This is a genomic window from Streptomyces sp. YPW6 (assembly GCF_018866325.1).
Classification (GTDB): Bacteria; Actinomycetota; Actinomycetes; order Streptomycetales; family Streptomycetaceae; genus Streptomyces.
The window spans coordinates 6,210,933-6,222,966 of the sequence record NZ_CP076457.1 but is presented as its reverse complement, the minus strand read 5'-3'; the positions used below and the strand labels follow the sequence as shown (position 1 = coordinate 6,222,966).

Here is a 12,034-nt window from a genome sequence, read left to right as displayed (position 1 = left end):
TCACGCCCCGATCCGGTAGAGCGAGTGGGTCCAGGAGAACTGGTTGTTGTTCACGTACCAGGCGTGCGAGGCCCAGTTGTAGCGGTCGCTGGAGGGCCAGGGATCGCCCCAGTAGACCCAGCTGTTGGCGTCGTCGTACCCGTAGATGACATGCATGTGGCCGCCGCCGGACGACCACTGGATCCGGGTCTCGACGGGGCGCCGGGCGGATATCTCGGTCTGCACGGTCGTATAGCGCAGCCAGCCGGTGACGTAGCTGCCGGGCCTGATCCCGGCCCAGGACAGGCCGGTCTGGACATGGCCCAGGGTGGCCTGGGAGTTGGGGCACTGGGTGTTCTGGCTGCGATTGAAGGCGGCGTTGCAGAACTGGTTCTGGGAGTAGCCGCGCCCGAACCAGGTGGCGATGGTGTTGCCGCCGGCCGCCCAGCACCAGTTGCTCTGCTGCTGCGCCTGCATGGTGATGTTGAGCCGCTGAGCGGCGGCGACGCTGGAGCCGGTCGTGGCGGGGGGCTGGGCGGCGGTGGCGGTGGCGGTGGCAGCGGGGACGGCGAGCAGCGCGGCGGCCACGAGGGCGGTGAACGAGAGCCTTTCGCGCCTCCCGGACCTCCCTGACCTTCCGTGCCGTCTGGGGCTGACTTTTCGGTTGCGCATGGCGTTCCTCCCGAAACGGGGGTGGGGATCGGAGGAGCGCGTCCGGACGCTGACGAAGAGCATCCGGCGTTGTCCGGAGCAGGTCAACACGCTTCAATGCGAGGTGACATCACGGTGTGAACGGCACGGCGTCGGTGTGAACGGCACCGCCCCGGTCACCTGCTCCCCCGCATCCCCCGGGGTCGGTGTCGCCACTCCCCACGTGAACGTTCACCGGAGGCCCGCCCATGCGGCAGACCGAGACCGACACCGAACTGGCGCGGGTTCTGCGGACCGGACCGTTCCATCTGGCGTTGCGCACGGCCCTGTCGGTGCGCGGGCTGCCGCTCCAGCGGGTGCAGCACCACCTGGCGCACCGGGGCGTCAAGCTCGGGGTGACCAGCCTCAGTTACTGGCAGCAGGGGGTGCGCCGCCCCCGGCGGGCCGAGTCCCTGCGGGCCGTTCGGGCACTGGAGGAGGTGCTCGCACTGCCGGAGGACTCACTGTCGAGGCTGCTGCGCGACGGCGACGCGCCGGGCGAGACGGACCGCCCGGCGGGGCGTTCGTACCGGTCGCTGATGGAGGCGTCGGGCTCGGTGGAACGGCTCCTCGCCGCGATGGAGTCCCCCGTGGACGGCGGGCTGCACACGGTGGGACACCAGGAGCGGGTACGGATCGGGGCCCGCCGGGAGCTGGCCGGCCGCACCTCCCGGCATGTGGTGCGCGCGCACCGGGACGGCGTGGACCGCTATCTCGCGGTGTACCGGGGCGACCCCGGCTGCGACCCTTCGCGGATCGCGGTGCGGGCGCTGGAGAACTGCCGGACGGGCCGGGTCCGCTGGGACGGGGACACGGGGGTGCTGGTGGCGGAGCTGCTGTTCGACACCCGGCTGCGGTCCGGCGAGACGTACCTCTTCGGATACGGCTTCCACGACGGTACGGGGGGATCGAGCGGCGAGTACGTGCGCGGCTTCACCTTCGGGGGCGGCCAGTACGTGCTCCAGGTCGGGTTCGACGAGGCCGCGCTCCCGGTGCGGTGCCGCCGCTTCGTCCAGGCGACGGCGGGGGCGGCGCGCGGGGCCCGCGGGGACCTCACGCTGACCGGCCGGCACCGGACCGTGCACCTGGTGGAGGAGGGCGTACGGCCGGGCCTGATCGGGATCGACTGGGACTGGGAGTGAAGGTCCGGCCGGCCACCGGGCTCCCGCCGGCTGGTGTGCCTGCGGGGCCCGCGGTGTGCGTTTCCGCCCGGTGCCTGCGGCGTGGCCGGGCCCCGGTGAGCCTGCGGGCCGGTGTGCCTCGCGGCCGAGTGCCTGGGGCGTGGCCGGGTCCCGTGAGCTGGTGAGCCTGGCGGCCGGTATGCCTGGCGGCTGGTGCCTGGGGCGTGGCCGGGCCCGGGGAGCTGGTGAGCCTGGCGGCTGATGCCTGCGGGGCGGACGAGCCCCGTGTGCTGCTCCGGAGGGGCCGGACTGCGGCGCGGCCGGCGGCGCCGTGCCTCTCGGGGTGCCGGGCTGGGGCCCGGCCGTCCGGCGCTCGTGGTTCAGGCGTCGGGGCCCGCGACGAGCTTTCCGCCCTCGGCGGTGACCGGGACGGCGGGGAGCGGCACGGTGGCCGGGCCCTCGATGACCTCGCCGGTGGTCGTGTCGAAGCGGCTGCCGTGGCAGGGGCAGTGGCCCTCGGTGCCTTCGATCTTGGTCAGGACGCAGCCGCCGTGGGTGCACTGGGCGCTGAACGCCTTGTACTCGCCCTGGGCCGGGCAGCTCACGAGGAGGCGCTGTTCCCGGTAGAGCTTGGCGCCGCCGACCGGCACCTCGGAGGCCGCACCGAGGGCGACGGGTGCGGTCGGTGTGGGGTTCTTGGCATGCCCGAGCTTGGACTCGGTCGAGCAGGCGGCCGCTCCGAGGCCGGCGGCACCGGCGAGCGCGGCGCCCTTCAGCACGGTACGGCGGGCGGCGGGCAGGCCGGGCATGCGGACTCCACGGGGTGTCGTTCGAGGCGGATCGCGGTGGATCACGGCAGTCGGGGTCGCCGGACGGGCGCGGAGCGACGACGGCGGCCGCGTGCACCGGTGACAGAACCGACGATACCGGCGGGGAACGGGAGCCTTGTGGCCGGGCCGGTCGAGAGGGGGGACGGCCACGGCCGGAACCGAGCGCCGAAGTGGAGTGGGGCGACCCCCGGGGGCGGTCCCAGCGCAGCCCCCGGAGGCCCAGGACAGTCCCGGGATCGTCCAGGAACGCAGCAACGCCCGGGATCGCCCCCGGCCGCCGCGTGGCCTGCCCGGGGCGGCCGGGGCAGGCCGCCCACGCCGACGGCGGCGCCCCCCGTCGCCCTCCCGGGGGGGCCGCCGTCGGTGATCCCGGAGGCTCAGGCCTTGCGGGCTCGGGTCGTCTTCTTGGCGGCCGCGGCCTTGGTGCCGGTGGCCGTGGCCTTCGCCTTGGTCGCCGCGGCCTTCTTGGCGGCTGCCGACTTCGTCGTGGCCGCCGTCTTCTTCGCCGGGGCGGCCTTGCGGGCGGCCGTCCCGCGGGGAGCCCCGCCCGAGGGCACCGCGGCCTCGGCGATCCGGTCCGCGTCCAGAATGCCCTGGAGGAACTTCCCGGTGTGGCTGGCGGGCACCGAGGCGACCTGCTCCGGTGTTCCCTCGGCGACGACCAGTCCGCCGCCGTTGCCGCCCTCGGGGCCCATGTCGACCACCCAGTCGGCGGTCTTGATGACGTCGAGGTTGTGCTCGATGACGATCACCGAGTTGCCCTTGTCCACCAGACCCGAGAGCACCGTGATCAGCTTGCTGATGTCCTCGAAGTGCAGACCGGTGGTCGGCTCGTCCAGGACGTAGACCGTGCGGCCGGTGGAGCGCTTCTGGAGCTCGCTCGCCAGCTTGACGCGCTGCGCCTCACCGCCGGAGAGGGTCGGCGCGGACTGGCCGAGCCGGACGTAGCCGAGGCCCACGTCATTGAGGGTGCGCAGATGGCGGGCGATCGCCGGGACGGCCTCGAAGAACTCCAGGCCCTCCTCGATCGGCATGTCCAGCACCTCGGCGATGGACTTGCCCTTGTAGTGGACCTCCAGGGTCTCCCGGTTGTAGCGCGCACCGTGGCAGACCTCGCACGGGACGTACACGTCGGGCAGGAAGTTCATCTCGATCTTGATCGTGCCGTCGCCGGAGCAGTTCTCGCAGCGGCCGCCCTTGACGTTGAAGGAGAAGCGGCCCGGCAGATAGCCGCGCACCTTCGCCTCCATGGTCTCGGCGAACAGCTTGCGGACGTGGTCGAAGACTCCGGTGTACGTCGCCGGGTTGGACCGGGGGGTCCGGCCGATCGGCGACTGGTCGACGTGCACCACCTTGTCGACGAGGTCGTCGCCGTCGACCCGGGTGTGGCGGCCGGGGACCGACTTGGCGCCGTTCAGCTCGCGGGCCAGGTGCGTGTAGAGGATGTCGTTGACCAGGGTCGACTTCCCGGATCCGGAGACGCCCGTGACAGCGGTGAGCACGCCGAGCGGGAAGGAGACGTCGATGTCCTGGAGGTTGTTCTCCCGGGCGCCGTGCACGGTGAGGGAGCGGTCCGGGTCGACCGGGCGGCGGGCGTCCGGGGTCGGGATGGACCGCTTGCCGGACAGGTACTGGCCGGTGATCGAGGCCTTGTTCCCCAGCAGCTCCTTGAGCGAACCGGAGTGGACGACCTTGCCGCCGTGCTCACCGGCGCCGGGGCCGATGTCCACGACCCAGTCGGCGACCTTGATGGTGTCCTCGTCGTGCTCGACGACGATGAGCGTGTTGCCCATGTCACGCAGCCGGACCAGGGTCTCGATCAGCCGGTGGTTGTCGCGCTGGTGCAGGCCGATGGACGGCTCGTCCAGGACGTACAGCACGCCGACCAGGCCGGAACCGATCTGGGTGGCCAGCCGGATGCGCTGGGCCTCGCCGCCGGACAGGGTGCCTGCCGCACGGTTCAGCGAGAGGTAGTCCAGGCCGACGTCCACCAGGAACTTCAGCCGCTCGTTGACCTCCTTGAGCACCCGTTCGGCGATCTTCTTGTCGCGGGCGTTCAGCTTGAGGCGGCCGAGGAACTCGGCGCACTCGCTGATGGACATCGCGGCGACCTCGGCGATGGACTTCTCCATCACCGTCACCGCGAGGACGATCGGCTTGAGCCGGGTGCCCTCACAGGTGGGGCAGGGCACCTCGCGCATGTAGCCCTCGAAGCGCTCCCGGCTGGAGTCGCTCTCGGCCTCGGTGTGGCGCCGCTTGACGAACTGCACCGCGCCCTCGAAGGCGGGGGTGGTGTAGGCGCGCTCGCGCCCGTAGCGGTTGCGGTAGCGGACCTCGGTCTGGATCTTGTGACCGAAGAGCAGGGCCTTCTTGGCCCGCTGCGGCAGCCCGGCCCAGGGGATGTCCGTACGGAAGCCGAGGGCTTCGGAGAGCGCGCCGATCAGACGGCCGAAATACTCCTTGGTGTGCCCGTGGGACCAGGGGTGGATGGCTCCCTCGTCGAGGGACTTCTCCTCGTCCGGGACGATCAGCTCCGGGTCGACCTCCATGCGCGTACCGATGCCGGTGCAGTCGGGGCAGGCGCCGAAGGGCGAGTTGAAGGAGAAGGAGCGCGGCTCCAGCTCCTCGAAGGAGAGGTCGTCGTACGGGCAGTAGAGGTGCTCGGAATACATCCGCTCGCGCTCGGGGTCGTCCTCGGGGAGGTCGACGAAGTCGAGCACGACCATGCCGCCGGAGAGGCCGAGCGCGGTCTCGACCGAGTCGGTCAGCCGGCGCTTGGCGCTGTCCTTGACGGTGAGGCGGTCGACGACCACCTCGATGGTGTGCTTCTCCTGCTTCTTGAGTGCCGGCGGCTCGGCGAGCTGGATGGTCTCGCCGTCCACCCGGGCGCGGCTGTAGCCCTTGGTCTGGAGATCGGCGAAGAGGTCGACGAACTCGCCCTTGCGCTCGCGCACCAGCGGCGAGAGGACCTGGAAGCGGCTGCCCTCGGGCAGACCGAGGACCTTGTCGACGATGGCCTGCGGCGACTGGCGGGAGATGGGGCGACGGCACTCGGGACAGTGCGGCTTGCCGATCCGGGCGAAGAGCAGCCGGAGGTAGTCGTAGACCTCGGTGATGGTGCCGACCGTCGAGCGCGGGTTGCGCGAGGTCGACTTCTGGTCGATGGAGACGGCCGGGGAGAGACCTTCGATGAAGTCGACGTCCGGCTTGTCCATCTGGCCGAGGAACTGCCGGGCGTACGAGGAGAGGGACTCGACATAGCGACGCTGCCCCTCGGCGAAGATCGTGTCGAACGCGAGGGACGACTTGCCCGACCCGGAGAGCCCGGTGAAGACGATGAGGGAGTCGCGGGGGAGGTCGAGCGAGACGTTCTTCAGATTGTGCTCGCGCGCGCCACGGACGATGAGACGGTCGGCCACGCCGGTCCGCACCTTTCTAGAGAGAAGCGGGGGAACTGAGCCCCTCTCCCAGGGTATGGGGGGCGCCACAGCGGTGTACGAAGCTTTCGATTCCGAGCGTATAGCACGTACATTCGATTTACGGCCATGCTTCCCCTCCTTCACCCGAATGAGTGGCGGGGCTAGGCTCGGCCGCATGATGGATCATGCGCACGACCTGGGAGCTGTACGCGAAGCGACCGAACGGCTGCTCGACGCAGTCGGAAAACTGGACGACGCCGCTGTCACCGAGCCGTCACGGCTGCCCGGATGGAGTCGGGGCCATGTTCTGGCCCACCTGTCACGTAACGCCGACGCGCTCGGAAATGTTCTCCGGGGCCTCCCGATGTACGCGAGCAGCGAAACCCGCGACGCCGACATCGCCGACGGCGCGTCCCGCCCGGTCGCCGAGCAGCTGGCCGACCTGCGGGAGACCGCGGACGCCCTGCGGGCGGTCAGCGGCGAACCGGCCGACTGGTCCCGGACGGTCACCCTGCGCAACGGGGTGACGGATTCCGCGTCCCGGGTCCCCTTCCGGCGCTGGGTCGAGGTGGAGCTGCACCACGTCGACCTCGGCATCGGCTACGAGCTGGAGGACCTCCCCGCCGAGTTCACGGAGCGGGAGATCGCCTTCCTCGCCGATCGCTTCCTGGGCAACGAGAGCGTGCCCGCCACCGGGCTGACCGATCTCGACGGCCGCACCTGGAGCACGGGCGGCGGACCGCCGAGCGACCTGGTGACCGTGCAGGGGCCCGCCGCGGAGCTGCTGGGCTGGCTCTGCGGGCGCCGTGACGGCTCCGCCCTGACGGTGGCCGGAGGCCCGCTGCCCACGCTGCCCCCGCTATAGGCTGAGCCGTATGACGTACAGCGGAGCGGTGAAGGTCGGCGGACCGGCGAGCGTGCACGAACTGACGGATCTGATGATCTCCAAGGTCGCCGTCGGCGCGATGGACAACAACGCGTATCTGCTGCGCTGCCGGGCCACCGGCGAGCAGTTGCTGATCGACGCGGCCGCCGAGCCGGAGACCCTGCTCGCGCTGATCGGTGACGACGGGATCGCGTCCGTCGTCACCACCCATCGGCACGGGGACCACTGGCAGGCGCTGGCCCAGGTGGCCGGGGCGACGGGCGCCCGGACGTACGCGGGCCGCTACGACGCCGAGGGCATCCCCGTGCCGACCGATGTCCTGGTCGAGGACGGCGACACCATCACCGTCGGCCGGGTCGAGCTGACCGCACGCCACCTGGTCGGCCACACCCCCGGCTCCATCGCCCTGGTCTACGACGACCCGCACGGCGCCCCGCACCTGTTCACCGGGGACTGCCTCTTCCCGGGCGGGGTCGGGAACACGCACCAGGACCCCGAGGCCTTCGCGAGCCTCCTGAGCGACGTCGAGACGAAGCTGTTCGACGTGCTGCCCGACGAGACGTGGGTCTACCCGGGCCACGGGCACGACACGACGCTCGGCGCCGAGCGTCCCCAGCTGCCCGCCTGGCGCGCCCGCGGCTGGTGACACCGCGCCCCCGGCCGCACCTTCCGCACACCCGCGGCTTCCGCGCACGCGCCCACTGGGCGCGCGCATCTTCCGCGCAGGCGCCCTCCCCGTGCGTACGCGCGTTCCACGCATACGAAAGCGGCCGGAGTGGACGGAATTCACCGTGTCCACCCCGGCCGCCGCCGGTGTCTCCCTGGGCCGCCCGGGGCGGCTCCGGGTCAGTTGAGGGTCTTGCTCTCCTCGTCGGCGGAGCCCGCGGTCTCGGCCTTCGCGGCCTCCTCCGCCTCGGCCGCCGCCTGCTTCTTGCTCGCGATGAGGCTGGTGATCGTGGTGATCACCAGGACACCGCAGATGACGGAGAGCGAGAACGGGATGGAGATCTCGGGCGTGTGCACCCCGGACTCGTGCAGGGCGTGCAGCACCAGCTTGACGCCGATGAAGCCGAGGATCACCGACAGGCCGTAGCTGAGGTGGACCAGCTTCTTCAGCAGACCGCCGATGAGGAAGTACAGCTGACGCAGGCCCATCAGCGCGAACGCGTTGGCCGTGAAGACGATGTACGGGTCCTGGGTCAGGCCGAAGATCGCCGGGATGGAGTCCAGGGCGAACAGCACGTCGGTCATACCGATGGCGAGCATGACCACCATCAGGGGCGTCATGATGCGCTTGCCGTTCTTCTGGATGAAGAGCTTCGTGCCGTGGTACTGGTCGGCGACGCCGAAACGCTGCTCGATCTTCTTGAGGAGGCGGTTCTCCTCGAACTCCTCTTCCTCCTCGCCGGCACGGGCCTCCTGGATGAGCTTCCAGGCGGTGTAGATCAGGAACGCGCCGAAGATGTAGAACACCCACGAGAAGTTCGCGATCACGGCGGCACCCGCGGCGATGAAGATCGCCCGGAGCACCAGGGCGATGAGCACACCGATCAGCAGCACACGCTGCTGGAGGTGCGAGGGCACCGAGAACTTCGCCATGATCAGGACGAAGACGAAGAGGTTGTCGACGCTCAGCGACTTCTCGGTGATGAATCCGGCGAAGAACTCACCGGAGGCCTGGCTCTCGCCGACGACCATGAGGCCGATCCCGAAGAGGATGGCCAGCGCGATCCAGACGACCGTCCAGATCCCGGCTTCCTTGGTCGACACGTCATGGGGCTTGCGCCCGATGAAGAAGTCGACGGCGATGAGGGCCGACAGACCAACGATGGTCAGGGCCCATACGGTCCATGAAACGTCCACTGCGCCTCCGGCAGTTCGCTACGGCTACTGAATCAGCGTCGTCGCTGCCGGAGGTCTCTTCCATCCCTGCGTGCCGTGCACGCCTGGACCGACGCCCCGGGACCGACTGCGGTCCGTATTGACGGGTACGTCGCGTAAGGAGTACTCCCCTCCGTTCTCCGAAGAGTACAGGCATCACCAAGGTTTGGTAAAGAAAAGGGTAAAGGGATCGCCAAAACGCCAGGTCGGGGCGGTTCGACCGGTCAGCGGCCGGCGGCTCTGCGGGCCGCTGCCACCGCGGCCAGGACCTGCTCCAGGACGCGGCTGCCCTGCGGGATCGTCAGCGGCTCGTACGTCCAGGCGTGCCCGACCCAGGGGTCGGCGAGGTGGTTGTCGGCGACCGGGGTGATCCGCAGCAGCGAACGCCACAGCGGATCGAGGACCGGCCCGTACGCACGGGCCTCCTCCCGGTCCGCGACCATCAGGAGGTGCACCCCGACCGCCGGTCCCTCGTCGGCGAGGTAGCGGAGCTGGGTGACGGCGCGGTCGTCAAAGCCGTGGGGGAAGTCGTTGACGACCAGGAGCTGCTCGCCGGTGTCCAGGTCGGGCGGGAGCGAGTCGGCCGCCCCGCCCCGCACCGCCATCTGCACCAGGTCCACCCGCCGGGTGAGGTGGGCGAGAACCGAGGCCACTCCCCCGGGCCCGGCGGCGGGCGGTCCGGCGAGGACGCCCGCGTCGACCAGCGGTGCGAGGGGGCCCGCCGCCGACCCCGCGGGGTCGATGACGTGTACCGCGAACTCCCCGGGCGGGTACACCGCCAGCAGCCGGGCCGCGTGGGCGACCGCGGTCTCCATCGCCCGGCCGCGCAGCCGGTCCGGCTCGATGACGGCGGCGGCCTCGGACGCGGTCCGGCCACTGTCCACCCACATCCCGCGCTCCAGGGGCAGCCGGACGAGCAGCGGGATACGCAGGTCGGTGCGCTCGGGCAGATGAAGATCTCCGATGCGCAGGGCCATCGGCATCTCCATGGGGATGCGGTGGGCGTGCCAGACGGGGTTGCCCCAGCCGGCGTACGCCGCCGGGAGCGCGGGCTCGACGACGGCCGCCTCGGCGGACAGCTGGTCCAGATCCCGGTCGAGGGCCTCCCGGGCCCGGGAGGCCAGCTCGTCGCGCTTGGCACGGGCCGCCTCGCGGGCGTGGTCGCCCGCACCGCCGATCCGGTTGCGCGGGTCGGACAGGGCGCGGTCGAGCTCCTGGTCCATCCGGGACTCGGCGAAGTCCACGGCGCTGCGGTGGGCGGCGACGGCGCGGGCCAGATCCTCGAACATGCCCCAGATCTGGTTGTAGAGGCGCTCGTCCATCGACCAGCCGGTGGCGTCACCCGCAACCGGCTGAGCGGGCTGTCCCGGCTGGGCGGGGGGCGCGCTGGGAGGCGGAGTGGGGGGCGCGGCGTGCTGTCGCCGCGGGTGCACGTAGTCGATGGGCCCTCCGGTGGAGGATCCCGCGGTGGGAGTCCCCGCGGCAGCCGGTCCGGGGGCGGTGCGCGGCTGGGTGCTGTGCGGCTGAGTGGTGTGCGCCGGGCCGGAGGGGCCCTGCGGCCGGGTGGCGGGCGTCGCTCCGGTGGTGGCCGGGTCGGCCGGCGGCCCGGGAGTCCCCGGGGCCGGGGGCGGCGCGGTCGGACGGAGGTCGGCGGAGCCCGTCGCGTGCCGTACGCGGTCGCCTTCCGGAGTCCGGGGCGGTGGCGGGGCCACCGCGCGGGTCAGGCCCCGGGCGACGGCCTCCTGGACCGTGGCGGCCAGGGCGGCGGCGTCGGTCACGCCCTGGTCAGCGAGCATCTCGGCGAGCCCGCCCGCATACCCCTGTCCGACGGCCCGGACCTTCCAGGCGGCCTGGCGGCGGTAGAGCTCCAGGGCGCTGACCGCGGACTCGGCGTCCAGATCGGTGAGCGTGAAGGTGGCGATGCCGGTGCCGTCGACTCCGGTGACGGCGACGAAGGGAGCGGGGACGGCGCCGAACCGCACCGGGCCGCCGACTCCGACGGGCAGCGCGAGCAGCACGGTGACCCGGTGGACGCCGGTGGGCAGGGCCTCCAGATCGACGGCCAGCCGGTGGTCGGCCGCCGCCTGCTGGGAGACGTCGAGCCCGGGGAGCTGGGGCGAGCCGGGGTGGGCGATCCACTCGATGCCGTGCACCGTGCCCCGTTCGTCGCCGAGGGTGGCCCCGGCCACGACAGGCGTGCCCGCCGACACCCGGATCTCCAGACGGGTCTGGGGCAGGACGTGGTTCTGCCCCCGGACCAGCTCGGCCGTCATTGCCCTGTCCCCCTCGACGAGCGCCCGTGCGCCGCTGCGGGCGCCGGGCCGTGCGATGCCGTGTTGCTGCTGCTTCTGCTGCCTACTGCCGTGCTGTGCGTGGGGCGGCTCCCGGCGGCCTGTGCCGCCGGGAGCCGCCCCCGCCTGGCGCCACGCCGGCCAGGCCCCGGGCGTGTCCGGTTCCTACAGGTGCGGAAGGATCGACGGCATCAGGTCCTGGAAGGTGCGGCCGTTGGCCGGGTTCCCGAGGGCCGTCATCTTCCAGCCGCTGCCCGCGCGGTGCACCTTCGCCATGATCTGGGCGGTGTACTGGCCGCCGCCGTCGAGCGTGTACCGGGCGAGCTCCTGGCCGTTGGTCTCGTCGACGATGCGGCAGAAGGCGTTCTGGACCTCCTGGAACGTCTGCCCGGTGAAGGAGTTCACCGTGAAGACGATCTGGTCGATGTGGACCGGGACGCGCTGGAGGTCGACGAGGATCGCCTCGTCGTCGCCGCCGGAGCCGGCCCCGCCGACCAGGTTGTCACCGGTGTGCTTGACCGAGCCGTCGTCGCTGACGAGGTGGCGGAAGAACACGACGTCGACGGGCTGCTTGTCGGCGAAGAGCACCGCCGAGGCGTCCAGGTCGACCTCACGGGTGCGCGAACCGAACAGGCCACGGCGCGGAGCCGCCTGCCAGCCGAGCCCCATGCGTACCGCGGTCAGGGTCCCCCCGTCGGTCTTCTCCAGGCTGATGGCCTGCCCCTTGGTCATATTGACCGTCACGCGCTGTCCCCTCTCGGCATTGCCCCGCAGCCATCCGTGTGCGGTTTCCCCGCACCCTACGCATTCCACCCCGGGCGGCAGCAGGTTCGGTCCGTTTTCGTGTCGGTCTTGCAACACACCGGGCGCGTCCCGCCCGGTGCCGGCGGAAACGGCGCACGCCACCGCGCGGGCACCGGACGGGCGGCGGCGAGCG

At 71.6% G+C, this 12,034-nt stretch carries 9 protein-coding genes; 3 read left to right on the top strand and 6 right to left on the bottom strand.

The features are described 5' to 3' along the window. Positions 1 to 651 (bottom strand): papain-like cysteine protease family protein, encoded by a 651-nt coding sequence (locus KME66_RS27240; RefSeq protein ID WP_253208491.1) that lies wholly within the window; start codon positions 649 to 651, stop codon positions 1 to 3. A gap of 227 nt (positions 652 to 878) precedes the next feature. Here KME66_RS27240 and KME66_RS27235 point away from each other — a divergent pair, with 227 nt between their 5' ends. Then, positions 879 to 1,811 carry a hypothetical protein gene (locus tag KME66_RS27235; protein WP_073217499.1) on the top strand — a complete coding sequence of 311 codons (933 nt, stop codon included), beginning with the start codon at positions 879 to 881 and terminating at the stop codon, positions 1,809 to 1,811. Positions 1,812 to 2,170: 359 nt separating this feature from the next. Here the strand turns inward: KME66_RS27235 and KME66_RS27230 are convergent, their stop codons facing one another. After that, a complete protein-coding gene (locus KME66_RS27230) occupies positions 2,171 to 2,599 on the bottom strand; it encodes a Rieske (2Fe-2S) protein (RefSeq protein WP_073217502.1) in 429 nt (142 codons plus the stop codon). 398 nt (positions 2,600 to 2,997) lie between these two features. Next, positions 2,998 to 6,039 (bottom strand): excinuclease ABC subunit UvrA, encoded by a 3,042-nt coding sequence (gene uvrA / locus KME66_RS27225; RefSeq protein WP_216327017.1) that lies wholly within the window; start codon positions 6,037 to 6,039, stop codon positions 2,998 to 3,000. Positions 6,040 to 6,214: 175 nt separating this feature from the next. Here uvrA and KME66_RS27220 point away from each other — a divergent pair, with 175 nt between their 5' ends. After that, positions 6,215 to 6,904: a maleylpyruvate isomerase family mycothiol-dependent enzyme gene (locus KME66_RS27220; protein WP_216327014.1), complete on the top strand. Its 690-nt coding sequence runs from the start codon at positions 6,215 to 6,217 to the stop codon at positions 6,902 to 6,904. Between the two features lie 10 nt (positions 6,905 to 6,914). Continuing rightward, on the top strand, positions 6,915 to 7,571 hold the full coding sequence (locus tag KME66_RS27215; protein ID WP_073217511.1) for an MBL fold metallo-hydrolase: 657 nt from the start codon (positions 6,915 to 6,917) through the stop codon (positions 7,569 to 7,571). A 200-nt stretch (positions 7,572 to 7,771) separates the two neighbouring features. On the opposite strand, the gene KME66_RS27210 is transcribed toward KME66_RS27215, so the two are convergent. From KME66_RS27210 to KME66_RS27200, 3 genes are all read right to left on the bottom strand, one after another. Next, positions 7,772 to 8,788, bottom strand: a complete 1,017-nt coding sequence (locus KME66_RS27210) for a TerC family protein (RefSeq protein ID WP_073217516.1) — start codon at positions 8,786 to 8,788, stop codon at positions 7,772 to 7,774. A 242-nt stretch (positions 8,789 to 9,030) separates the two neighbouring features. Continuing rightward, complete coding sequence (locus KME66_RS27205; RefSeq protein WP_216327012.1) at positions 9,031 to 11,079, bottom strand: TerD family protein; 2,049 nt, start codon at positions 11,077 to 11,079, stop codon at positions 9,031 to 9,033. 183 nt (positions 11,080 to 11,262) lie between these two features. Then, the gene (locus KME66_RS27200) at positions 11,263 to 11,841 is read right to left on the bottom strand and encodes a TerD family protein (RefSeq protein WP_073217522.1); all 579 of its coding nucleotides are present in this window, start codon (positions 11,839 to 11,841) and stop codon (positions 11,263 to 11,265) included. Positions 11,842 to 12,034: the final 193 nt, after the last annotated feature.

Excerpts from the sequence above, each read along its gene's own strand:
- KME66_RS27235 (WP_073217499.1), top strand. The coding sequence starts at position 879 with ATGCGGCAGACCGAGACCGACACCGAACTGGCGCGGGTTCTGCGGACC.
- KME66_RS27220 (WP_216327014.1), top strand. The coding sequence starts at position 6,215 with ATGATGGATCATGCGCACGACCTGGGAGCTGTACGCGAAGCGACCGAA.
- KME66_RS27230 (WP_073217502.1), bottom strand. The coding sequence starts at position 2,599 with ATGCCCGGCCTGCCCGCCGCCCGCCGTACCGTGCTGAAGGGCGCCGCG.
- KME66_RS27240 (WP_253208491.1), bottom strand. The coding sequence starts at position 651 with ATGCGCAACCGAAAAGTCAGCCCCAGACGGCACGGAAGGTCAGGGAGG.
- KME66_RS27215 (WP_073217511.1), top strand. The coding sequence starts at position 6,915 with ATGACGTACAGCGGAGCGGTGAAGGTCGGCGGACCGGCGAGCGTGCAC.
- KME66_RS27205 (WP_216327012.1), bottom strand. The coding sequence starts at position 11,079 with ATGACGGCCGAGCTGGTCCGGGGGCAGAACCACGTCCTGCCCCAGACC.